21 protein-coding genes are annotated in these 22,763 nt (G+C 53.3%); 8 read left to right on the forward strand and 13 right to left on the reverse strand.

Annotated features, from left to right (window positions below):
* Position 1 precedes the first annotated feature (1 nt).
* The 10 genes from BV494_RS15385 to pilM all read right to left on the reverse strand — a co-directional run bounded on the left by BV494_RS15385 (position 2) and on the right by pilM (position 9,026).
* Positions 2-700, reverse strand: coding sequence for a phosphoglycolate phosphatase (locus tag BV494_RS15385; RefSeq protein WP_104923630.1), 699 nt, complete (start codon positions 698-700; stop codon positions 2-4).
* Entirely contained in the window at positions 693-1,370 is a 678-nt protein-coding gene (gene rpe, locus BV494_RS15390; protein WP_104923631.1) for a ribulose-phosphate 3-epimerase, read from the reverse strand. Before rpe ends, BV494_RS15385 begins: the two co-directional genes overlap by 8 nt.
* Positions 1,371-1,420: 50 nt before the next feature.
* On the reverse strand, positions 1,421-2,236 hold the full coding sequence (gene dam / locus BV494_RS15395; RefSeq protein WP_104923632.1) for an adenine-specific DNA-methyltransferase: 816 nt from the start codon (positions 2,234-2,236) through the stop codon (positions 1,421-1,423).
* Between the two features lie 80 nt (positions 2,237-2,316).
* Positions 2,317-3,375, reverse strand: coding sequence for an SPOR domain-containing protein (locus BV494_RS15400; protein ID WP_104923633.1), 1,059 nt, complete (start codon positions 3,373-3,375; stop codon positions 2,317-2,319).
* Between the two features lie 129 nt (positions 3,376-3,504).
* On the reverse strand, positions 3,505-4,587 hold the full coding sequence (gene aroB, locus BV494_RS15405) for a 3-dehydroquinate synthase (protein ID WP_104923634.1): 1,083 nt from the start codon (positions 4,585-4,587) through the stop codon (positions 3,505-3,507).
* A 56-nt stretch (positions 4,588-4,643) separates the two neighbouring features.
* Positions 4,644-5,165 carry a shikimate kinase AroK gene (gene aroK, locus BV494_RS15410; RefSeq protein ID WP_104923635.1) on the reverse strand — a complete coding sequence of 174 codons (522 nt, stop codon included), beginning with the start codon at positions 5,163-5,165 and terminating at the stop codon, positions 4,644-4,646.
* Positions 5,166-5,513: 348 nt separating this feature from the next.
* Positions 5,514-6,770, reverse strand: a complete 1,257-nt coding sequence (gene hofQ / locus BV494_RS15415; RefSeq protein WP_104923636.1) for a DNA uptake porin HofQ — start codon at positions 6,768-6,770, stop codon at positions 5,514-5,516.
* On the reverse strand, positions 6,770-7,627 hold the full coding sequence (locus BV494_RS15420) for a HofO family protein (RefSeq protein WP_104923637.1): 858 nt from the start codon (positions 7,625-7,627) through the stop codon (positions 6,770-6,772). The genes hofQ and BV494_RS15420 overlap by 1 nt, the downstream gene beginning before the upstream one ends.
* On the reverse strand, positions 7,624-8,187 hold the full coding sequence (locus BV494_RS15425) for a PilN domain-containing protein (protein ID WP_104923638.1): 564 nt from the start codon (positions 8,185-8,187) through the stop codon (positions 7,624-7,626). Before BV494_RS15425 ends, BV494_RS15420 begins: the two co-directional genes overlap by 4 nt.
* Positions 8,187-9,026: a pilus assembly protein PilM gene (gene pilM, locus BV494_RS15430; protein ID WP_104923639.1), complete on the reverse strand. Its 840-nt coding sequence runs from the start codon at positions 9,024-9,026 to the stop codon at positions 8,187-8,189. Before pilM ends, BV494_RS15425 begins: the two co-directional genes overlap by 1 nt.
* A 121-nt stretch (positions 9,027-9,147) precedes the next feature.
* Between pilM and mrcA the strand changes: the two genes are divergently transcribed.
* Positions 9,148-11,706, forward strand: a complete 2,559-nt coding sequence (gene mrcA, locus BV494_RS15435) for a peptidoglycan glycosyltransferase/peptidoglycan DD-transpeptidase MrcA (RefSeq protein WP_104923640.1) — start codon at positions 9,148-9,150, stop codon at positions 11,704-11,706.
* Positions 11,707-11,802: 96 nt separating this feature from the next.
* On the opposite strand, the gene nudE is transcribed toward mrcA, so the two are convergent.
* Positions 11,803-12,360 carry an ADP compounds hydrolase NudE gene (gene nudE / locus BV494_RS15440; RefSeq protein ID WP_104923641.1) on the reverse strand — a complete coding sequence of 186 codons (558 nt, stop codon included), beginning with the start codon at positions 12,358-12,360 and terminating at the stop codon, positions 11,803-11,805.
* A 442-nt stretch (positions 12,361-12,802) separates the two neighbouring features.
* On the opposite strand from nudE, the gene BV494_RS15445 reads away from it, so the two are divergent.
* The 7 genes from BV494_RS15445 (at position 12,803) to BV494_RS15475 (ending at position 19,753) form a co-directional block, all read left to right on the forward strand.
* Positions 12,803-14,899, forward strand: coding sequence for an intracellular growth attenuator family protein (locus BV494_RS15445; protein ID WP_192938015.1), 2,097 nt, complete (start codon positions 12,803-12,805; stop codon positions 14,897-14,899).
* Between the two features lie 166 nt (positions 14,900-15,065).
* The gene (yrfG, locus tag BV494_RS15450; protein ID WP_104923642.1) at positions 15,066-15,755 is read left to right on the forward strand and encodes a GMP/IMP nucleotidase; all 690 of its coding nucleotides are present in this window, start codon (positions 15,066-15,068) and stop codon (positions 15,753-15,755) included.
* Positions 15,756-15,779: 24 nt separating this feature from the next.
* Positions 15,780-16,184: a ribosome-associated heat shock protein Hsp15 gene (gene hslR / locus BV494_RS15455; RefSeq protein WP_104923643.1), complete on the forward strand. Its 405-nt coding sequence runs from the start codon at positions 15,780-15,782 to the stop codon at positions 16,182-16,184.
* Between the two features lie 21 nt (positions 16,185-16,205).
* A complete protein-coding gene (hslO, locus tag BV494_RS15460) occupies positions 16,206-17,090 on the forward strand; it encodes an Hsp33 family molecular chaperone HslO (protein ID WP_104923644.1) in 885 nt (294 codons plus the stop codon).
* A 239-nt stretch (positions 17,091-17,329) separates the two neighbouring features.
* Complete coding sequence (gene pckA / locus BV494_RS15465) at positions 17,330-18,952, forward strand: phosphoenolpyruvate carboxykinase (ATP) (RefSeq protein WP_104923645.1); 1,623 nt, start codon at positions 17,330-17,332, stop codon at positions 18,950-18,952.
* A 112-nt stretch (positions 18,953-19,064) separates the two neighbouring features.
* The gene (locus BV494_RS15470; protein WP_104923646.1) at positions 19,065-19,277 is read left to right on the forward strand and encodes a FitA-like ribbon-helix-helix domain-containing protein; all 213 of its coding nucleotides are present in this window, start codon (positions 19,065-19,067) and stop codon (positions 19,275-19,277) included.
* Entirely contained in the window at positions 19,274-19,753 is a 480-nt protein-coding gene (locus tag BV494_RS15475) for a PIN domain-containing protein (RefSeq protein WP_104923647.1), read from the forward strand. Before BV494_RS15470 ends, BV494_RS15475 begins: the two co-directional genes overlap by 4 nt.
* A 588-nt stretch (positions 19,754-20,341) precedes the next feature.
* Here BV494_RS15475 and envZ read toward each other — a convergent pair.
* The gene (gene envZ / locus BV494_RS15480; RefSeq protein ID WP_104923648.1) at positions 20,342-21,703 is read right to left on the reverse strand and encodes a two-component system sensor histidine kinase EnvZ; all 1,362 of its coding nucleotides are present in this window, start codon (positions 21,701-21,703) and stop codon (positions 20,342-20,344) included.
* Complete coding sequence (gene ompR / locus BV494_RS15485) at positions 21,700-22,419, reverse strand: osmolarity response regulator transcription factor OmpR (protein ID WP_009635740.1); 720 nt, start codon at positions 22,417-22,419, stop codon at positions 21,700-21,702. The genes envZ and ompR overlap by 4 nt, the downstream gene beginning before the upstream one ends.
* Between the last annotated feature and the right edge of the window lie 344 nt (positions 22,420-22,763).

Consider the following 22,763-nt stretch of genomic DNA (forward strand, 5'->3'; position numbering starts at 1 on the left):
TTTATGCTTCCTGATCTTTTAAAGATGACAGCCCCAGAGTGGGCAAAAGGTCGGCGAAATGATCCAGCACGTGATCGGGTTTAGTCAGCGCGATAGATTCACCGTAGTTATAGCCGTAAGTCATGCCCACACAAGGGCAGCCTGCCGCCTGAGCGCACTGAATATCGTTGCGGGAATCGCCCACAAATACCATTTCACTGGCACGCAGACCGAGTTTTCCCAGCATCAGATAGACCGGTGCCGGATGCGGTTTTTTCACCACGACGTCATCCCCGCCAATCACCAGCGAGAAATAGCTATCAATGCCCAGTGACGCAAGCAAAGGCGCGATAAACGGCGTGGGTTTGTTAGTGACCAGCCCTAATGGCAGATCCCGAGCCGCCAGCGCGGCCAGCGTTTCTTTCACCTGCGGGTATAAACGGCTGCCAGAAGCGGCGGTATCGGCGTAGTAATGGTCAAACTTATCGCGCACTTTTTGCAGGAATTCCGGTGACAAATCACCTTCTGCCCAGCGAACCGCGCGTTCAACCATCACGTCGGCACCGTTACCAATCCAGGTGCTCAGGCGCTCAACGCCAGCGGCAGGTAAATCAAAATCACGCAGCGCCAAATCAACCGCTTCGGAGAGGCCCGGCGCGCTGTCGACCAGCGTGCCGTCTAAATCAAATGCAATACCGCGGGCAACAAGAGGCTCAGCCATGGGAGACCTTAGCCAGTTCACTGCGCATATGGTCAATCACGGTGCGGTAGTCAGGCTGGTTAAAGATGGCAGAACCGGCGACAAACATGTCTGCACCGGCTGCGGCGATTTCGCGGATATTCTCGGCTTTCACGCCGCCATCGATTTCAAGACGAATGTCGTAACCGCTGTCATCGATAATTTTGCGCACCTGGCGCAGTTTATCGAGCGTACCCGGAATAAATGACTGACCGCCAAAGCCCGGATTCACGGACATCAGCAGGATCACATCAAGTTTATCGAGAACATAATCCAGATAACTCAGGGACGTCGCAGGGTTGAAAACCAGACCGGCTTTGCAGCCGTGGCTTTTAATCAGTTGCAGCGAGCGGTCAACGTGCTCGGAGGCTTCGGGATGGAAAGTGATGTAAGACGCCCCGGCCTCTGCAAAATCCGGGATCAAGCGATCGACCGGTTTGACCATCAGATGCACGTCAATCGGCGCGGTGATGCCGTAATTGCGCAGTGACTTGAGAACCATCGGTCCCATCGTCAAATTCGGGACGTAGTGATTGTCCATCACATCAAAATGGACGACATCTCCGCCAGCTTCCAATGCTTTCGCCGTGTCTTCACCCAAACGGGCAAAGTCAGCCGATAGAATGGACGGTGCAATCAAAAACTGTTTCATCCGCTTCTCCAAACGATAAGGTTACCAGATGATCACCGGCTATCCGGCAATCAGCGATATAACGCTAAAAGTTCATTCACCATGCTGCGTTGGGCCACTTTGCTGCTGATGGTCCGGCGCGCCGAGACGCGGTGCAGCTGTTTCGCTTCTGCGTACCATTCCAGCGTCAGCGGTGTTTCGTGGTTGGAAATCAGCACCGGCACATTATTTTCATGGGAAAGCTGATACGCCAGCCGTGCCAGATTGCGCTGATCTTCCATACTAAAACTGTTGGTGTGGTACGCCGTAAAATTGGCCGTCGCCGAAAGCGGTGCATAAGGAGGATCGCAATACACCACCGAACCCGACCGCGCTTTCAGCAAAGTATCCTGATAATGCTCGCAAACAAACACGGCATTACGGGCTTTTTCAGCAAACCAGTGGAGCTCTTCTTCAGGGAAATACGGCTTTTTATAGCGCCCGAACGGGACGTTAAACGCACCACTGAGATTATAACGACAGAGGCCGTTGTAACAATGGCGGTTGAGATAGAGGAAAAGTACCGAACGACGATAAGGATCGCTGCTGGCATTAAACTCAGCCCTCAGTGCGTAAAAACGATCTGAATCATTATACTCAGGCGTGAAAAGCACACGGGCGTCGCGCACAAATTCTTCTGTACGCATTTTCACGATGTTATAGAGATTGATCAGGTCGCTGTTGATGTCCGCCAGAATATAAGCGTCATACTCGGTATTCAAAAATACCGAACCCGCGCCAACAAAAGGCTCTATCAAACAATCTCCCGCTGGAAGATGACGTCGGATGTCATCTATCAGCGGGTATTTGCCGCCAGCCCACTTCAAAAACGCGCGGTTCTTCTTCATGCCGTCAGTTAGCTACTTATACAATTCACAGCCGCGGATTGTATCTTGTTTTTAGACAGCAAATCGCGTTGAGATCAGATTCATTTTTTAAGGTCTTGCTGTACCTGATGTACAGGCTTGACCCACGGTTTTTTCGCCTGAACCTCCGCAGGCAAACTGGAAATGGCACGCTTAGCCTCTGCAGAAGACGCGTAGTTGCCACTGACCAGTACAAACCACGGCTTCCCGTCGCGGGCGGTCTGATAAACCAGATAATTTTTCAGGCCCTGCTCTCTTGCGAACGCGTTCAACGTACTGGACTGAGAAGCGCCGCTCAATTGAAGGGTAAAATGCGAACCCGGCGCAGATTTAATCGCCGAAGCGCTGCCGGATGCAACAACAGGGGCTGAAACAGCCGGTGCTGCTGACGAATGTGTCGCCGGAGATTTGGTCGTCTGAGGCTGAGACTTCGCGGTATGCGATGGCGTTGCCGCCGGTTTGTGTTCAGCCGGTTTCGCGGTATGAGCAGGTTGAGTATTCCGCGCAGGTTGTGCCGGTCGGGTATGCGTTGCTGAAGGCTGAACGCCCGCAGGTGTCTGGGTACGCGCCGAACCGTTCACCGTGGCCGGAGCCGTCGGTAAAGAAGTCAGTGACTGGGCACCGGGTGTCATGCTGCCCTGCGCAACGCCATCCACCTGATTCTGCTGAGAAGATAAGGCATCGCCCATATCGCCTGGCAGATCGACACGCTCTTTCTGCCCGGTGTCTGGCAGAGGTTGTGCTTCAGTCGGAGTAGAAGAAACCGGTGGCAAGCCAATGCTCTGAGGTTGCTGACCGTTGGTCGCCTGCGCTGTATTTGCCTGAGCTTGCGCGGAAGGCTGAGCCGGTGCAGCGGCATTGTTGCCCGCAGGGTCATTACCCGCAAGGTTGATGTCTTTAGGCCCGTTGTTCTGCTGCGCGGATGGGGTAGTCGTTGGCGACTTCATGGCGGAACCAATGCCGACAATCAGCAATACCAGCACCACAATACCAATGCCGATCATCACGTACTGACGATTAACAGGAACCTTAGGAATGGAAGGAGACGGTTTGCGCGCGCGCGGTGGGCGGCGATCGCTGGTGTCTGGTTTGAGATCGTCTTCCGGTGTTAAATCATCCATCTAAAACCTCCAACCCGGCTAAAAACCTGAAACAGGTTTTACGCGGAGCAACTTTCCTGACTAAAAAATAAAGCTTTGCTGGGCATTGGTAAAATCGGTCGTTATCTGGCCAAAATAATGGCCGCAGTCTTAACGGCAATCTTCAATCGAAGCCAGCACCATTTCATGCGATACGCCGGAGCGCACTTCAGACTGACCAATTGCTTTAGGTAAAACCAGACGCAGCTCGCCAGCCAGTACTTTCTTATCACGCATCATGTGCGGCAGATAAGACTGCGCTTCCATGACCTGCGGGCCTGCAACCGGTAAACCCGCGCGGGTTAACAACGCTTTGACCCGCGCGATATCCCCCAGGCTAAATTGCCCGAGGCGATGCGCGGTATAACACGCCATCACCATACCTGCTGCGACAGCTTCGCCGTGCAGCCAGTTGCCATAACCCATTTGTGCTTCAATAGCATGGCCATAAGTATGGCCCAGATTCAGTAAGGCGCGCATACCGTTTTCACGTTCATCGGCAGCCACAACCTCAGCTTTCAGCTCGCAGCAACGACGGATGCAATAAGCCAGCGCGTTCATATCCAGCGCCAGTAATGCGTCCATGTTGTCTTCAAGCCAGACAAAGAAGTCGGCATCCAAAATAATGCCGTATTTGATAACTTCCGCGAGACCCGATGACATTTCACGGGCAGGCAGCGTTCGCAGACAGTCGAGATCAACCACCACCGACGCAGGTTGATAAAACGCGCCGATCATGTTTTTTCCAAGCGGATGGTTTACCGCCGTTTTACCGCCAACGGAGGAATCAACCTGAGACAACAACGTGGTTGGCACCTGAATAAAGCGCACACCGCGTTGATAACTGGCAGCCGCGAAGCCGGTTAAATCACCGACAACGCCGCCACCAAGGGCAATCAGCGTGGTATCACGTCCGTGCGGCTTTTCAAGCAGCGCGGAAAACACGTCATTTAGAACAGTCAGGGATTTGTATTGTTCACCATCAGGCAGTATCACCTGATCAACACGAACGCCTGCCTGCTCCAGCACTGAACGAACAGCATCCAGATAGAGAGGGGCAAGCGTCTCATTGGTCACTATCATGACCTGATCGCCTGCCTTTACCGGCATAAAAGAAGCCGGATCGTGGAACAATCCGGCAGCAATCGTAATGGGGTAGCTACGCTCCCCTAACGTTACGGTAATCCTCTCCATGTCGTGCTTTGTAACCTTTTTAGCTGACACCCTCAGGCAATGATTGGAACCAAGAATCAGTTACTTTCCAGCATGTTAATAATCTGGTTAGCGACGACTTTGGCGCTTTGATCATCGGTACGAATAGTGACGTCGGCAATCTCTTCATACAAAGGATTGCGTTCCTTCGCCAGTGCTTCAAGCACTTCACGTGGCGGAGCACTCACTTGTAATAATGGACGTTTTTTGTCGCGTTGTGTACGCGCCAGTTGTTTTTCGATGGTAGTTTCAAGATAGACGACAACGCCACGCGCCGACAACCGGTTACGGGTTTCACGTGATTTCACGGAGCCCCCACCTGTTGCCAGAACAATGCCCTGTTTTTCTGTCAGTTCGTTGATCACTTTTTCTTCGCGGTCGCGGAATCCGTCTTCGCCTTCTAAATCAAATACCCAGCCCACATCAGCTCCGGTACGTCGCTCAATTTCGTGATCGGAGTCGAAAAACTCCATATTGAGTTGCTGAGCTAACTGTCGACCAATAGTGCTTTTGCCGGCACCCATAGGCCCAACCAGAAAGATATTGCGTTTCTCTGCCATGTTTTTCGGTATTACTAAGACAATTCGTTGATGATAACCCGCCCCGCCAATCAAATCAGCGGCGGGACCTAAACTGAAACCTCATGAGCGATATAGTGCGAGATCAGAAAAAAATTATCTCAACACTCTTGGTAGTTTGGCAACCGAATAAATCACTTTGCACGCCGCAGGAGGGAAACCGTACGTTTTTATCGGCGTGTCTGTCGTAATAAAAAGATCACGGTGCTCAATTCGGTAACCCTTGTAAGCTAAATCGACGGCAGCGTCAAACTCAGAAGCCTCTCACGACACAAAAAGTTGTATGCGCTCAACGTTATTGTGCAATTTCAGTGAGGCCAGAATACCCGTTTATTGGGTGCGGATTAAGGTCGGAGTGATGAAAATCACCAACTCGCGCCGCTGTTCATTCATGTACTGATGTTTAAACAAGGAACCGACGACGGGAATGTCACCCAGAACCGGTACTTTTGTGTCTGTTTTCTGGTTTTTACGCTGAAATATCCCGCCAAGTACCAGAGTTTCGCCGTCTTTTACCGTCACCTGTGTTTTTATTTCCTGCTTATCGATTGCCAGCGCTTCGCCTTCAGCCTGTTTAATACTTCGCCCCGGCATGTTCTGGCTGATTTGCAGCGCCAGCTGGATACGCCCGTCGCGCAAAATTTTCGGCGTCACTTCCATACCGAGCACCGCTTCTTTGAATTCAACCGACGTGCTGCCGCTGGCCCCGCTTGAAACCTGATACGGAATTTCAGTGCCCTGCTTGATGCTGGCGGTTTGCATATGCGCCGTCAGCAGACGCGGGCTGGCGATGATATCCACCTTATCTTCCTGCTCAAGCGCCGTAAGTTCCAGATCCAGAATCCGGCCGCTAATGTGCGCCAGATTAAAACCTGCAGCAAATATCGGATTCTCCACCGGCAGTCCCATGCTGAAATTATTCACGCGCACCGCTTTGGTGATCGCTTCCTCACCGTTGAATCCCCAGCGCACACCCAATTCCCGCAGGCTTTCGCTGTTCATCGTGACGATATGCGCAGACAGCTGTACCTGCTGCAACGGCAAGTCCATTTCTTTTACCCACGGCTCCACGGCATTGAGCGCCTCCTGAGTATCGCGCAGCAAAAGTGTGTTAGTGCGCGGATCGGCGGTGGCGCTGCCTTTGGTCGAAAGCAGCGAGCCCTTTTGCGCATTCAGACTGAGCGCAACCTCTTTGGCATCCGCATATTTCAGCGGCACGGTGAGGCTGAGAACCGGGCTTTGCTGTGCCATTTGTTCTGCGGCGTCCTGACGTTGCTTCTGTTCCAAAAGCGGATCAATAACCGGTGACACCAGCAAAACATTCCCCTGCAACTGGCTGGTGAGATGGCTCATTTGCAGGATGATGTCGAGCGCCTGCTGCCAGGGGACATTTTTCAGCTTCACACTGATCTGGCCATCGACACCGGGCGCAATCACCAGATTTAACTCCCGCGTTTCCGCAAGCGCCTGCAACACCATCGCGACCGGCGATGACTGAAATTCAAGAGACACCGGCGGCAGCACTGCCGCTTTCACCGTGCTGAAGCACAGCATTAACGCTGCAAAAAAATAACGACTGTTTTTCATTAATTTCCTTTCCCTGGAGAATTGGCGTTTTTGCCTATCCAAAGTGTCTGCCGCTGCTCACCACAGCGGGGATCCGCCATGCTGAGTTCAGCGTGCGAGCTGTCCAGATTTTCGATGGTCCACGCAGGCGTACCGAGTTGTGTGCCAGCTTCAACACGTGTCCATCGCCCCTCCGGCGAAATCAACCAGCCGGAAAATTGTTCACCGGAATGAGAGATGCCGCTTAACTTCCACAACAACGGTTGAGCGGCTGTTGTGCAGGACGGCGAAACTGCCGCAGCAAAGGGATCTCGCCCTGCCGCCGCTGCGATTTCATTTTCAGGAAGTGCACCCAGCCCTGTTGTTTGTGTCAGCAAAACGGACGCCGTCATTTCACTTCCGGCAGACTGCAAACTCAGTTCACTGAAAGCAGGTTGTTCTGGTCGCTGCTGAAGTGCCGACAGAAATTGCATCAGACTGCTAAAAGATAATTTGAGCTGTAATTCTCCCTGATGTCCGCCCGCCGGTTCTGCGGCTGGCTGCCAGCGGACCAGCGTGGCCTGCGCGTCTTTAAGTGGCTGCGCAAATTGCTGTGCCAGCGGCAAATTCTGTTGTTGTACCAGCGTATTTTCCTTCAGCGAGGGCTCAATACTGTCCAGTACAGGTGACTGCAATAATGCGGCCTGCGCTCGCGCAACAGTCAGTTGCTCCGATCCGGCCTTCTGCTTTAATTCTGTTTGCTCCCGCCATAAGCCCCGGAGCCAAAACGGGTAACAGAGCAGAACAAGAATCAGCACGCACCCCGCCAGTGCCGCAAGACGTTGCCAGCCCGGCTTTTCCATCAGCGGCTCAAAGCGCACGGAGAATGTCGTCGTCATGGCAATACCTTCTCAACAGGCGCAGCGTTCAGCGATTGAAACCGCGTTTTTAGCACGAAGCTCAGTGCATGATCAGGCTGCTGCTCCACGTTCGACAGATGAACATCCCGCAGCAAGGGGCTGACAGCCAGCGCTTCGCTGAATGCCAGAATGTCGTGATAAAAACGGCCCTTTCCTTTTAGCGTCAGTTGCCCCTGATGTTCCGTCAGCTCGTTCAGCCAGACTTCCGCCGGGATCTGCGCCGACAGCAACGCCAGAAGTTGAAAATCGTTCAGGCTGGCCTGTCTGCGCTGCTGACTGGCAATGCGTTTATCGGTGATCTCTTTGAGCTGAGCCCGTGCGGAGGTCACCCGGCGTTGCTGAAGGGATAGCTTTTGTGCGCTGTAATTCAGCGCAGATAAATGCAACTGCAACAGGGTTCGCTCCTGAATCATAAAAAGCGACACGCACATTACGCCGCAAACAATCCCCGCGGGAATACAAACGAAGACCCTGAGCCAGTAGCGCAAAAGACGCTGACGACGCAATTTTCGCCACGGCATGAAGTTAACTTGCAGCATCAGTAATCTGCCTGCCTGAGTGCCAGCCCGACGGCGGGAGCAAATGCACCCGGGTTGGCCGGAAGCGGCGCAGAAAGCTGACCGATGGCACTCAGTGGCGACCAGTTTTGCATCAGCGGTTGGGGTGATTCACCACTGAAAAACACGTCACGGAGGCACAATGTGGCTGCACGGTATTGAACGCGCACTTTCTCCAAAAGAGAGGATTCGCTTTCGATTTCACCGTGAGAAAACAGGCCAAACTGAAAAGGCAGGCTGTGCGGAGAAGCCCATAAAAAAGCGTCATCAAGCGGATGGATTAGCAGCGCATCGCCCGGAATCCCCGCGGCATGCGCGGCAACCTGTAGCGCGCAGGGGGCGAGTTCAATCGTATCGGGAAACAGATGCGCCTGAGCCATGCAGGCCAGCCACTGTTCAATTTCCTGCTGCCGGGCCGCCGTCACCACAATCTGATTGTCACCGTGCGGGTCAGCGCGGTAATCCATGACCAGATGTTCCATGCTCAGCGGAAACTGCTTCGCGGCGCTGGCAAAGATAAATGCACTGCGGGCGGGTTCGCGTAAACGGTCGTCCGGCGCAGCCAGTCGCTGTTGCATAATCCGATGTGCAGGAAGGCTTATTCGCAGCGAAATCGTCGCCGGCAGCGTTTTTCGCCAGCACGATAAAATGGCGATCAGCGGCGCGGTCTCATGTAATATCCCCTCCCGCAACGTGAAATCGGGCAAGGGATGTTGCCACCAGTGACGTAATTGCCAGCCATGCCGCCGCCGCTGAACGGCAATCGCACGGGCAAAACCGGCTTGAATATCCAGACCTACCTGCCATGCTTGTAGTCGCATTTTCGCTCAATCTCCATATTGTCAGGTAAATAAAAGAACGTATCCATGTTGCTGGCTTGCCTTTATACTACTGCGCGGTTGTTTATAAACTGCCCAATTGACACTTAATGGGAAATCTCAGGTGAAGTTCGTAAAGTATTTATTGATTCTTGCAGTGTGTTGCATTTTGCTGGGAGCAGCCTCGATCTTCGGTTTGTATAAATATATCGAGCCTCAGCTTCCCGACGTTGCCACGCTTAAAGACGTGCGTTTGCAAACACCGATGCAGGTTTTCAGTGCTGAAGGTGATTTAATCGCCCAGTACGGCGAAAAACGCCGTATCCCGCTGAAACTCGACCAGATCCCACCGGAGATGGTGCATGCGTTTATTGCGACAGAAGACAGTCGTTTCTATGAACACCACGGCGTGGATCCGATCGGTATTTTCCGTGCGGCTTCCGTTGCGCTGGTGTCCGGGCACGCCTCACAGGGCGCGAGTACGATCACTCAGCAGTTGGCCCGTAACTTCTTCCTCAGCCCTGAACGCACGCTGACCCGTAAAATCAAGGAAGCTTTCCTGGCCATCCGTATCGAACAGATGATGACCAAAGATGAAATCCTTGAGTTGTATCTGAACAAGATCTACCTCGGTTACCGCGCCTATGGTGTCGGTGCCGCAGCGCAGGTTTACTTCGGTAAAAACGTTGATCAGCTGACACTCAGCGAAATGGCGGTAATTGCCGGTCTGCCAAAAGCGCCGTCAACGTTCAACCCGCTGTATTCTCATGACCGTTCTCTGGCACGCCGTAATACCGTGCTGGCCCGTATGCTGGATGAGAAATACATCACGCAGGCGCAGTACGATCAGGCTCGTGCAGAGCCGCTGGTGGCGAATTATCACGCCCCGCATATTGAATTCTCCGCCCCGTACCTGACTGAAATGGTGCGTCAGGAGATGGTGAAACGTTATGGCGACAACGCCTATAACGACGGCTATATGGTCTACACCACCATCACCAAGAAAACTCAGCTGGCCGCGCAGGAAGCTTTGCGCACCAACGTGATGAACTACGATATGCGTCATGGCTACCGTGGTCCGTCAAATCAGTTATGGAAAGTCGGCGAGCCTGCGTGGGATGAGAACAAGATTGTTCAGTCTCTGAAAACGCTGCCGGTTTATGGCCCGCTGTTCCCGGCCGTGATTACCGCAACGGGTGACACTCAGGCAACCGCGACGATGTCCAACCGCGCGGTGATCACTCTGCCTTACAGCGGAATGCGCTGGGCGCGTCCTTATCGCAGCGACACGGCTCAGGGCGCAACGCCGAAGCGCGTCTCAGACGTGGTGCAACCCGGCCAACAGGTTTGGGTGCGCAAAGTGGGCGATGACTGGTGGCTGGCGCAGGTTCCTGACGTCAACTCGGCCATTGTTTCCCTGAACTCGACTGACGGTGCCATTGAAGCGCTGGTTGGCGGCTTTGACTTCAACCAGAGCAAATTTAACCGTGCTAATCAGGCGGTGCGTCAGCTCGGTTCGAACATCAAACCGTTCCTGTACACTGCGGCGATGGATAAGGGCCTGACACTGGCCACTATCCTCAACGATATGCCGATTACACGCTGGGATGCCGGCGCAGGCACTGACTGGCGTCCGAAAAACTCACCGCCAACCTACTACGGCCCGATCCGTTTACGTCAGGGTTTAGGTGAATCCAAGAACGTGGTGATGGTGCGTGCAATGCGCGCGATGGGTGTGGATTACGCGGCAGAATATCTGCAACGTTTCGGCTTCCCGGCAGCGAACATTGTTCACTCCGAATCACTGGCGCTGGGCTCGGCTTCCTTCACCCCGCTGCAGGTTGTGCGTGGTTACGCGACGCTGACCAACGGCGGCTTCCTGGTTGACCCGTATTTCATCACCAAAATCGTCGATGAATCCGGTCAGGTACAGTTTGAAGCCAAACCGAAAATCGCCTGCCGCACCTGTAATATTCCGGTGATTTACGGCGAAACTCAGAAATCTGCCGTGCTGTCGGATGACAATGTTGAAAACGTGGCAACGTCTACTTCAGACAACAATGCCAGCGTACCGACGCCGCAGCTGGAACAGGTTCCGCCAAACTCGCCGCAGGTTGATGCCGCGCAGCAATACGCTCCGCACGTTATCAGCGCACCGCTGTCATTCCTGATCAGCGACGCCCTGAACTCCAACATCTTCGGCGAGCCGGGCTGGATGGGAACAGGCTGGCGCGCGGGCCGTGATTTGAAGCGTCATGATATCGGCGGCAAAACCGGGACGACTAACAGCTCGAAAGATGCCTGGTTCTCCGGATACGGCGGCCCGGAAGTGGTCACCTCGGTCTGGATTGGTTTTGACGATCACCGCCGAGATTTGGGCCGCACGACGGCTTCCGGCGCAATCCCGGATCAGATTTCAGGCTATGAAGGCGGGGCGAAGAGCGCCCAGCCAGCATGGGATGATTACATGAAATCTGTGCTGGAAGGCGTGCCGGAACAGCCACAGACGCCGCCTCCGGGCATTGTGAGCGTGACCATCGATAAGAGCACCGGTAAGTTGTCCGACGGCGGTGGTAACAGCCGTCCTGAATACTTCATCGACGGGACGCAGCCGACTGAGCATGCGGTTCATGAAGTCGGAACCACCATTATGGATAATGGTCAGGAACACGAACTGTTCTGATGGGTGTGAAAGAATACATTGTCCGGCAGAAATGCCGGATAATAAAAAGCCGGTCTGCATAATGCACGACCGGCTTTTTTTTTAGATTTAACTCTTCTAGCGCGCGTTGCGCGTCAGGAAATCATGCGCAAGGAATAATGCGCTGACGTTGCGTGCCTCGCAAAAATCCGGATGTTGCAGCAATTCCATCATGCGCGAAACCGGCCAGCGGGTTTGCGGTAATGGCTCCGGCTCATCGCCCTCGAGGCTTTGCAGATACAAATCTTTAGCGATGACGATATTCATACGGCTGGAGAAATAAGAAGGTGCCATGGTCAGTTTTGCCAGCACATCGAAGTGCCGCGCGCCAAAACCGACTTCTTCCATCAGTTCACGGTTCGCCGCTTCAAGCACACCTTCACCGGCATCAATGAGCCCTTTGGGGAATCCCAGCTCGTAACTTTCGATGCCCACCGCGTATTCGTGGATAAGCACCAGTTCGTCATCAATGACCGGAATAATCATCACCGCTTCGCGCTCTGAAGGGCGCATGCGTTCATAGACGCGCTCGGCGCCATTGCTGAAAGCCAGCTCGACAGATTCAATGGTGAACAAACGCGAACGGGCAACGGTTTCCACCTTCAGGATTTTCGGTTTTTGCAGGTGTTGTGTCATTTCATCCCCAGCTTATTATTCACCTGACCAGAGGCATTTTAATGGGTTCGTTTTACGATTAAAAAGCCGCTTACAGAAGTCATTGTGCGTTAATGCGGGCCAGAATCGCAATATTTACAGAATAACATCCGTGCCACCGATCCCTTAAGCAAGAATTTTTGTTTAAAAAGCACACCCGACCCGTTTAAAAAAAAGCCGCTGACTTACGGGCGTCACACTTTTGCTTTAACAAAAATGCACTGACTTCAAAATAGGATTATACCGATACCCGCCGCTTCACAAATGCCGGTATCCTTTACAGTGGTGTTTTTGTGCACGCGATTCAGGCAAGCAACAATAAAATTCCTATCAAAAAGGCCACCGCGCGCGGAATGTGTATTTCGTTTATGTATAATACTTTCACAGAGTTGACGTAAGTCACCCACGTCTGAACGGGGATCGGATGAGCACAGTAGTCGTGACACTGGTGTTGTTGTGTATCGCAATCATTGCTACAGGATCGTATTTTTGGCTTGTCATGCATCGTCGCCAGCGCGACGACTCTGTCGTGCGCTTTCCTACACCCAGCCTGCGAAAACTTTCGCAAAAAGAACGCGACGCCGTTGAACGCTATTTACGCCAGAATGAAGGTCTCGGGCAGACACCCATTACTCACCGCAATGATCTGATTATCCTGCGCGATAAGCTCACCCTGACGACAAAAAGCCAGAATGTCTACAGCATGACGAAGGCGATCACGCGTTATGGTGTCGCCAGCGAAGATCCCAACAAGTGGCGCTACTTTCTGGACGCCACTGAAATCCATCTTCCTCCTTTCTGGGAGCAATATATTGCCCAGGAAAATCAGGTCGAGCTGATCAAAACCCAAACCATGCCGCTGGTGATCTCACTTAATGGCCATACGCTGGCCGATCACGTGTACGAAGGTCCCGCACCGGTTTCTGCTGTCATGCCTTCCCAGCCGCAAAATGCCTCGATTCGTCATGAAGAAAGCGAACACATCGAACTGGTGAAAGTGCGCAGGGAAACACGGGAAGAGCACGCGCTGACCCGTTCTAACGGCGTGAAAGAGGCGCTGGCCCTCTCCGGCGCGCTTCTGTTGTTGTTCATCATGCTGCAAAGTCCGGTCATGCTGTTGCCCTGGCTGCTGACGCTTTCCGCCTGTCTGGTCGCATGGGTTGTCTGGCGGCTGGTCTCCGAGCGTTTAGGTAAAAACCGTAAAGAAATCCATTGCCTGCGGGGCTTACCTAAACGCTGGGGGCTGTTTGGCGAATCTAAACAAGGCGATATCAGCAATATTTCGCTCGGCGCTGTCGATCTGGTTTATCCGTCGCACTGGCAGCCTTATATCGGGCGTGATTTAGGGCAACCGACCGACGTTGAAGTCTATATGAACAGCCAGGTCGTCCGTCAGGGAAGCTCATTGTCGTTACACGAAGAAGTGAAAAAATTCCCGCTCCAGCTTTGGGGTAAAAATCTGGTGCTGGCGACCTGTGCTTTCCTCCTGCTGCTGGCTTTACTGGTTTATGTCCCTCTTGGTTTACCTTTAAAACTCAGCGTTGCGTGGCTTCAGGGTGCACAAAGTACTCAGGTCAACAGCGTGCAGGAACTGGAAAAAACCGCATTGCGCGTCGGCGATACCCTGAAGGTTCAGGGCACCGGTATGTGCTACGTTCCGCCTTCCGCCAGCCGGACAGCCTCCGGTTATATGCCTTTTGATTGTTCAGGAATTTACTGGAATACCGCAACGCCGTTACCGGTCCCGCAGTCCGAAATTATTGACGCCGCCACCGCGCTTCAGACTACGGTGAATAACCAGATGCACCCCGGTGAAACCCCTGAGCAGAACATTAACCCGCAACTGGCGACCGCCATTGAAAAATCCGGCATGATCCTGCTTGATGATTTCGCGGATATTGTGCTGAAAACGGAAACGTTATGCGGCAAGAGCAATGATTGCGTACGCCTGAAAAATGCGCTGGTCAATCTGGGGAACTCAAGCAACTGGAACGCATTGGTGAAACGCGCCAAGGCCGGTTCTTTGCAGGGGATCAACGTCCTGCTGCGCCCGGTCAGCGCGCAATCCCTGAGTGAACTGGTCAACAACGCCACATCGTCGTTCTTTATTCAGGAAACCCGCCGCGCCGCTGACAGCCTGAACAGCCCGCCGCCGGGCGGATTCTTGATCAGCAACGATGAAGGTCATCAGCTGATTGAAATGCCGGTGCCACCGGTCGGGTTATACGCCAATCCGCCGCAGGATCAGTGGAAACAGCTGCAACATCTCTCTACGCTTTTGCTGCATACGCCGTTCAGCGCGCAGGGCGTTATCACCAGTATCAGCGTTGATGCCAACGGAACCCGTCACATTTCGCTGCACAGTGAACCGGACATTTCGACGCTGTGGCGATATCTCGGCACCAGTTTATTGCTGTTCCTGCTTATCGGTATTCTGCTGGTGAATACCGTGCTGTTTGTCCGCCGCTTCGTGAAAGATAAACACCGTATCGACGATATTCAGCAATATTACAACTCTTGATTCACCCTGAGCGGGTGCCCATGCGGGTCCATAAACCGGGCTGACCAACACACGGTGGCACTGCGCCGCCGTGACTGATTATGTTACCCTGACGCCCTTCCCTGCTTTTCATCATTCGTTCCTGCGCCGCCCGACGTCCATCCAGCCGCCAGGACATGGAGTTGTCATGCCCCCTGATTTTGACTGGAACAACATCGACACCGTATTACTTGATATGGATGGCACGCTGCTGGATCTGGCCTTTGACAGCCAGTTCTGGTTGCAGGATGTGCCGCTGGCGCTCAGCCAGCAACGCGCCATTCCGCTGGAGAATGCGCGTCAGATTATTCATGACGAATATCTTGCCGTTCAGCACACCATGAACTGGTATTGCTTTGATTACTGGAGTGAACGGTTAGATCTTGATATCTACCAGATGACCACCAACATCGGCAAAAATGCGCGCTTACGTGACGATACGGTGCCATTTCTGACTCATTTGCGACAATCCGGACGCCAGACCATTTTGCTGACCAATGCGCATCCGCACAGCCTTTCGGTTAAAATTGAACATACCGGTTTGGACCAGCACCTTGATTTATTACTTTCCACCCACACATTTGGTTATCCGAAGGAAGATCAGCGGTTGTGGTCTGCGGTTCAAGAACAGACCGGTTTTAATCCTGAGAGGACATTGTTTGTCGATGACGGTGAACCCATCCTGAATGCGGCAAAAACCTTCGGTATCCGCTATTGTCTGGGTATAGAAAATCCGGATTCCACGATGGCAGACAAGTCATTTCAGGGTTATCCCTCGATCAATGACTTCCGCAGCCTGTTGCCTTCGATTGACCCCGTGGCAGGCCCGGACAGGTAATACCGGTACGTTCAGGGGAGCAAAATGAAAAGCAAAACGGAAGACGACGACAACGCAGTCCGTCTCGATAAATGGCTGTGGGCGGCTCGTTTTTATAAGACCCGCGCGCTGGCACGCGAGATGATTGACGGCGGCAAAGTGCATTACAACGGCCAGCGGGGAAAACCCAGCAAGCTGATGGAACTGAATGCCGAAATCACCCTTCGTCAGGGAAATGACGCCAAAACGATCATAGTGCTGGGGCTGACCACTCAGCGCCGCAGTGCGGAAGAAGCGCAGACGCTTTATCAGGAAACCGACGCGAGCATCGTCAGCCGGGAGAAAATCTCGGCAGCGCGCAAAATGAATGCGATGCCGCACCCGGACAGACGTCCGGATAAAAAGGAACGCCGCAACCTGATCAAATTTAAATATGGCGATCAAGAGTGATCGTCACTGAGAGAGAAAACTATGTCCAATCATGACCAACTGCACCGTTACCTGTTCAATAATCACGCCGTCCGCGGTGAACTGGTCGCGCTCAATGAAACCTTCCAGCAGATCGTTGCCGGTCACGATTACCCGGCAGAAGTGCGTAATCTTCTGGGCGAAATGCTGGTCGCCACCAGCCTGCTGACCGCTACGCTGAAATTTGACGGAGACATCACCGTTCAGTTGCAAGGCGATGGCCCGCTGAAACTGGCAGTGATCAACGGGAATAACCGTCAGGAACTGCGCGGCATCGCGCGCCTGCAGGGTGATATCACTGAAGGCAGTTCGCTGAAAGAGATGATTGGCAATGGCTACATGGTGATTACCATTTCCCCAAGCGCGGGTGAACGCTATCAGGGCGTCGTCGGTCTGGAAGGTGAAAACCTTGCTGAGTGCCTGGAAAACTACTTCATGCAGTCAGAACAGCTGCCGACCCGCATTTTCATCCGTACCGGTGAATCTGAAGGCCAGCCAGCCGCAGGCGGCATGTTGTTGCAGGTGCTGCCAGCCGAAGAGACCGACCCGGAAGAATTCAGCCATCTGGCTCAGCTGACCACCACCATCAAGGCAGAAGAGCTGTTCACCCTGCCCGCTAACGAAGTGCTTTATCGTCTGTATCATCAGGAAGAAGTCACACTGTATGAACCGCAGGATGTGTGTTTCCGCTGCACCTGCTCGCGCGAACGTTGCGCCGGTGCCCTGCTGACGCTGCCGGATGAAGAGATTCTGGAAATGCTGGAAGAAGACGGCAAAATTGAAATGCACTGTGATTATTGCGGTTCCGACTACGAGTTCAACGCGATGGATCTGGCCACCCTGAAGGCGGATGGCGACGTTCATCCTGAAAATAATAACGTTCATTAATCGTTAACAAACGTCATACGGGGACTTTTCGTTGAAAAGTCCCTTTTTTATTGCTTATGCATAACGTCATTTGCACAAATTTAGAGTTTTCATCACAATTCCATAAAATTATTTACACCCCCCATTATTTTTTGATACCCATCGCGGTTAAAAATCGATAAATACCTACAATTATAATAAGTTTATCCCTGCGGATTTCTGACGTGGGGGATTTAAATTTCCGTTCAAGGAGCAGGGAAATGCCTACAACTATCGGGGTCACAGCCGAAACACTCGCCCGTTACGGGATCCATCAGAACAGCGAAATCGTCTATAACCCTGATTACGATCTTCTTTTCAAAGAAGAGACAGCCCCCGGTCTGGAGGGCTTTGAGCGCGGGCAGGTGACAGAACTTGGCGCAGTGAATGTCGATACCGGCATCTTTACCGGCCGCTCGCCGAAAGATAAATACATTGTGCGTGATGACACCACCCGCGACACGCTGTGGTGGGCCGATCAGGGCAAAGGTAAGAACGATAACAAACCGCTTTCTCAGGAAATCTGGACTTCACTGAAAACGCGGGTCAGTAATCAGCTCTCCGGTAAACGCCTGTTTATCGTCGACGCATTTTGCGGTGCGAACGCTAATTCACGCCTGAAAGTGCGCTTCATTACGGAAGTGGCCTGGCAGGCGCATTTCGTCAAAAACATGTTTATCCGCCCGACGGACAGCGAGCTGGAAGGTTTTGAGCCTGACTTTGTTGTGATGAATGGCGCGAAATGCACCAACCCGGACTGGCAGAAACAGGGCTTAAATTCCGAAAACTTCATCGCTTTCAACCTTACCGAACGCATCCAGCTTATCGGCGGATCCTGGTACGGCGGCGAAATGAAGAAAGGTATGTTTGCCGTCATGAACTACCTGCTGCCTTTGCAGGGAATTGCGTCGATGCACTGTTCTGCGAACGTCGGTGAAAAAGGCGATGTGGCGGTGTTCTTTGGCCTTTCCGGCACGGGCAAAACCACGTTATCCACGGATCCAAAACGTCAGCTTATCGGCGACGATGAACATGGCTGGGACGATGACGGCGTCTTCAACTTTGAAGGCGGCTGCTACGCCAAAACCATCAAACTGAGCAAAGAAGCGGAGCCGGAAATCTTTGGTGCCATCAAACGCGATGCACTTCTGGAAAACGTGGTGGTCAGCGCCGACGGCAAAATCGATTTTGATGACAACAGCAAAACCGAGAACACCCGCGTTTCCTACCCGCTTTATCACATTCAGAACATTGTGAAACCGGTATCGAAAGCCGGGCACGCCAGTAAAGTCATTTTCCTGACGGCTGATGCGTTTGGCGTCTTACCGCCCGTTTCGCGGCTGACGGCATCCCAGACGCAATACCATTTCCTTTCCGGATTCACGGCGAAACTGGCGGGCACCGAGCGCGGCGTTAATGAACCGACGCCGACATTCTCCGCCTGCTTCGGCGCTGCGTTTCTGATGCTGCACCCGACGCAATATTCCGAAGTGCTGGTCAGACGCATGGAAGCCGCGGGCGCAAAGGCGTATCTGGTCAACACCGGCTGGAACGGGACGGGTAAACGTATTTCCCTGAAAAACACCCGCGCCATCATCGATGCAATTCTGAACGGGACTATCGACGACGCCGAAACCTTCACGCTGCCGCTGTTCAATCTGTCGGTGCCAACCGAACTGCCGGGCGTCGACAGCCATATTCTGGATCCGCGCAATACTTACGGTAGCCGCGAACAGTGGCAGGAAAAAGCCGAACATCTGGCCCAGCTGTTTATCGATAACTTTGATAAATATACGGACACTCCGGCAGGCGCAGCGCTGGTGAGCGCAGGCCCGCACCGTTAAGCAATAATCTCTGCTTTCTCAGGCGCGGGCTTCCGCGCCTTTTTTATTGCATCCCTCCCGTCCACATTCCAGAATGACTGCAATGCTTCCACTGCTTTCACCGGAGTTTCACATGGCTACCCTGACTGTCCGCAATCTGGATGACGACGTGAAGGAATTACTGCGTATCGCCGCCGCCAAAAAAGGCCATTCAATGGAAGAGGAGGCGCGTTTAATTCTGAAGCACGCGCTGACCAGCACGCCCCCTGATTTTGGCCTCGGAAGCCAGCTCCGCCAGCGTTTTGCCGCCCTGAATACCGCCCCGCTGGAGCTGCCCTCCAAATGATTATCCTCAATACCGCCATCATCCTTGAGATGATTAGCCCCAAACCACAGAAGACCGTTCTCCAGTGGCTGGATGCACAGGATGCCGCTCAGCTTTATCTGACCAGTCTGACGGTCGCCGGGCTGTTTGTCTGGGTAGAAGATTTGCCCGAAGACGCCCCGAAAACCGCCTTCGCCGATGCTTTGCTCGACATGCTGAATCAGGATTTTGCGGGCCGACTGTTGTCGTTTGACGCCGCCAGCGCGCTACATTTTCCGCGCGTAGCGACTTTATCAAAACAAGCGAACGTGGCGATGACTGAACGCGAAACGCAACTGGCGGCGATTTGCCTGCAACATCAGGCCAGCCTGGCGACAGACGGCAGTGAGCGGTTTACGCATACCGGGATTACGCTGATTAATCCGTGGGATGTGGCAGAGACGCCAAGATGGCGGGAGGAAGCCGCGGAGTATTATGTGATGAGTCGGAAGAGTTAAAACGTTCGCGGGCGTTTTATCCCGCTAATAACTTGGGCTGGCTCCCAAACTGGCCTTAAGGTCAAGGTCGTGGGTTGCCACCCACACCGGCCTCAAGAGGCGCCTATCGCCGCGCCTCTTAAGAATCTCCGGCTCTTTCACTGCGCGCTACCGCTCGCGGGCTATGTTTCAGAAAATCCAGCTATTGCCGCGAAATCTTGCCGCTGCGCGGTTCCCTTACTCGGTTTCGAGCCACAGGTCTCGAAACGCTTCGTTAGGCAAGCTTTCTGAACGCGGCCAATGACTATGTAATTCGAAAGCTCTACTCAGACCGTTTTTTTAAATGGTGATATGGCGCGCTCAAAATTCTGCTGAACGGAGCGGCTTCGAGACCCAAGGCTCGAAGACCGAGTGAAGGGAGCACGAAGTGCCAGAATTTGCGCCACCAGCAGAAGTACCAGAACACGTCCATCGACCCAGCGACAGCGCGGGTTGTAAAAAGACGGGGAGAGTCAAGAGAGGGGCCGTACTGGCCCTCTCTTGTCGGTTTCGGCGCAGCGCGTTAAGCGATCACCGCACGTGAAAAACCGAAACTTCCACCGTTCCAGTTTAAGAACCCGTGACTGTTACGGCAGCTTTCTGCAGCATCTCCAACGGTAATGGCAGATACGCCCTGATCCTCAATCCACCGCGGTCACTGCGCCCGATATCCAGAGTCCCGGAATGTGCATCAATAATACGCTGGACAATCGCCAGTCCAAGGCCGGTTCCGCTGGTTGTGCGGGCACTTTCACCGCGTACGAACGGCTGAAACAGATGTTTGAGCTGATCCGGCTCAATACCAGGACCATCATCTTCCACCTGGAACCACGCACGCTGAAGCTCACGTCCGCTGCTGACTTTGATCCAGCCATTCCCGTAACGGGCGGCGTTCACCACCATATTGACCACGGCGCGTTTGATGGACAGCGGATGCACATTCACCAGCAATTCACCGTCAACCAGACCGGAATCGATTTCACGTTCGTAGCCGCTTTCAGTGGCAATCACTTCCCCCAAAATACCGTTGAGATCGGTGATTTCCGTCGGCATCTCCTGCCCGGTGCGCAGATAATCAATGAACTGCTCAATGATAGCGTTGCACTCTTCGATGTCTTTATTAATCGACTCGGCAAGATAACCGTCATCATCACTCATCATTTCTGTTGCCAGGCGAATACGCGTCAGCGGCGTACGCAGGTCATGGCTTACACCCGCCATCAGTAACGTACGATCATCAGCCAGCAACTTCACACCGGCAGCCATCTGGTTAAAGGCACGCGTCACGGAACGTACTTCAGAAGCACCGTATTCACGCAATGGCGGCGGAATAATGCCTTTGCCGACCTGTAAAGCCGCGTGCTCCAGTTCGACAAGGGGTCGGTTCTGGATGCGGATAAACAGCCATGCGCCGCCAATGGCCAGCAGCATAATCGCCAGCGTATAGCGGAACAACGGGGAGAAATCGCCCTGATGAATTTCGGTAAGAGGAACGCGTACCCAGATGTCAGGTGACAACCAGGTCTTCAGCCACACAACCGGGGTATTTTTATTGACCTCAACGCGCACATCCGTCGGGCCACCAAGCTGTTGCGCCATCTGCTGGCTCAGGAATTCGTAGTGCTGCGCCCAGCGCAGACCACTCTCCTCAGCCGCAGAGTTGGTGTAAAGCGAAATGCCCAGTTCGCGGTAAATCTCGCGACGAAACGCAGGCGGCACGGCCAGCAACGTGCCATCTTCCAGTTGCAGCCGGTCAGTCATCAGCATACGAACTTCATACGCGAGGACTTTATTGAACTGCTGCAAACTGGGCAGAATGGCGAAGTTCAGCACCACCAGATAGGTCGTCACCAGGCTGACGAACAGCAAGGTGACAATTAATAACAGTGTTCGGGCAAACGAGCTACGCGGTGAAAAGCGTATTCGTCTCATGCCTTACTGCCGTCCGGCACAAATACGTAGCCCAGGCCCCAGACGGTCTGGATGTAACGCGGGTGCGCCGGATCTTCCTCTACCATGCGGCGCAGACGGGAAATCTGCACATCGATAGAACGCTCCATTGCACTGTATTCACGGCCACGCGCCAGGTTCATCAGTTTGTCACGAGACAGCGGCTCACGCGGATGGCTCACCAGTGCCTTAAGTACGGCAAATTCACCGCTGGTCAGCGGCATAGGCTCATCTTCACGGAACATTTCGCGGGTGCCGAGGTTCAGCTTGAACTTACCGAAAGAAATCACGGCTTCTTCCTGAGAAGGCGCGCCCGGCAGCTCATTCGCCTGACGACGCAGCACCGCACGGATACGGGCCAGCAATTCACGCGGGTTAAACGGCTTAGGAATATAGTCGTCGGCACCAATTTCCAGACCCACGATGCGGTCAACTTCTTCGCCTTTTGCCGTGACCATAATGATCGGCATCGGGTTACTCTGGCTGCGCAGACGGCGGCAGATAGACAAACCATCTTCGCCAGGCAACATTAAATCCAGAACCATCAGATGGAATGACTCGCGGGTCAGCAAACGGTCCATTTGTTCAGCATTGGCAACGCTACGCACCTGGAAGCCCTGTTCAGTCAGATAACGCTCCAAAAGTGCGCGCAGGCGCATGTCGTCATCGACCACCAGAATCTTGTGATTTTCTTGCATGTAAATCTCCCAAAGGCGTGAATGCCTGAAGCCTCTATTGTTAGAAATATCAATCAAAACAGACAGCGTTTATTGGTATATATTCTAGACGAAATTGTAACAATGGATATGCTTTTCCTAATTTATCAACAATATCAGAGCAATCTTCTGCCCTTTGTGCCCGGTTCACCGGAGATAGCACCAAGACGAACACGCAGAGCCCCCTGTGCCTGATGGTTAAAAATCGAGCTGTCAGTTTCTGAATCCGATAAGAAGCGGGCTTTAATGAAAAAAGACACGCTTGAAAACCCCCGTGAATATCGTCATTAGTGCTTTAAAAATTTCTATTACTCGCTTTCCTTCTA

It is taken from the genome of Rahnella sikkimica (assembly GCF_002951615.1).
Classification (GTDB): Bacteria; Pseudomonadota; Gammaproteobacteria; order Enterobacterales; family Enterobacteriaceae; genus Rahnella; species Rahnella sikkimica.

Excerpts from the sequence above, each read along its gene's own strand:
- BV494_RS15385 (WP_104923630.1), bottom strand. The coding sequence starts at position 700 with ATGGCTGAGCCTCTTGTTGCCCGCGGTATTGCATTTGATTTAGACGGC.
- rpe (WP_104923631.1), bottom strand. The coding sequence starts at position 1,370 with ATGAAACAGTTTTTGATTGCACCGTCCATTCTATCGGCTGACTTTGCC.
- dam (WP_104923632.1), bottom strand. The coding sequence starts at position 2,236 with ATGAAGAAGAACCGCGCGTTTTTGAAGTGGGCTGGCGGCAAATACCCG.
- BV494_RS15400 (WP_104923633.1), bottom strand. The coding sequence starts at position 3,375 with ATGGATGATTTAACACCGGAAGACGATCTCAAACCAGACACCAGCGAT.
- aroB (WP_104923634.1), bottom strand. The coding sequence starts at position 4,587 with ATGGAGAGGATTACCGTAACGTTAGGGGAGCGTAGCTACCCCATTACG.
- aroK (WP_104923635.1), bottom strand. The coding sequence starts at position 5,165 with ATGGCAGAGAAACGCAATATCTTTCTGGTTGGGCCTATGGGTGCCGGC.
- hofQ (WP_104923636.1), bottom strand. The coding sequence starts at position 6,770 with ATGAAAAACAGTCGTTATTTTTTTGCAGCGTTAATGCTGTGCTTCAGC.
- BV494_RS15420 (WP_104923637.1), bottom strand. The coding sequence starts at position 7,627 with ATGACGACGACATTCTCCGTGCGCTTTGAGCCGCTGATGGAAAAGCCG.
- BV494_RS15425 (WP_104923638.1), bottom strand. The coding sequence starts at position 8,187 with ATGCTGCAAGTTAACTTCATGCCGTGGCGAAAATTGCGTCGTCAGCGT.
- pilM (WP_104923639.1), bottom strand. The coding sequence starts at position 9,026 with ATGCGACTACAAGCATGGCAGGTAGGTCTGGATATTCAAGCCGGTTTT.
- nudE (WP_104923641.1), bottom strand. The coding sequence starts at position 12,360 with ATGACACAACACCTGCAAAAACCGAAAATCCTGAAGGTGGAAACCGTT.
- BV494_RS15445 (WP_192938015.1), top strand. The coding sequence starts at position 12,803 with ATGAGCACAGTAGTCGTGACACTGGTGTTGTTGTGTATCGCAATCATT.
- yrfG (WP_104923642.1), top strand. The coding sequence starts at position 15,066 with ATGCCCCCTGATTTTGACTGGAACAACATCGACACCGTATTACTTGAT.
- hslR (WP_104923643.1), top strand. The coding sequence starts at position 15,780 with ATGAAAAGCAAAACGGAAGACGACGACAACGCAGTCCGTCTCGATAAA.
- hslO (WP_104923644.1), top strand. The coding sequence starts at position 16,206 with ATGTCCAATCATGACCAACTGCACCGTTACCTGTTCAATAATCACGCC.
- pckA (WP_104923645.1), top strand. The coding sequence starts at position 17,330 with ATGCCTACAACTATCGGGGTCACAGCCGAAACACTCGCCCGTTACGGG.
- BV494_RS15470 (WP_104923646.1), top strand. The coding sequence starts at position 19,065 with ATGGCTACCCTGACTGTCCGCAATCTGGATGACGACGTGAAGGAATTA.
- BV494_RS15475 (WP_104923647.1), top strand. The coding sequence starts at position 19,274 with ATGATTATCCTCAATACCGCCATCATCCTTGAGATGATTAGCCCCAAA.
- envZ (WP_104923648.1), bottom strand. The coding sequence starts at position 21,703 with ATGAGACGAATACGCTTTTCACCGCGTAGCTCGTTTGCCCGAACACTG.
- ompR (WP_009635740.1), bottom strand. The coding sequence starts at position 22,419 with ATGCAAGAAAATCACAAGATTCTGGTGGTCGATGACGACATGCGCCTG.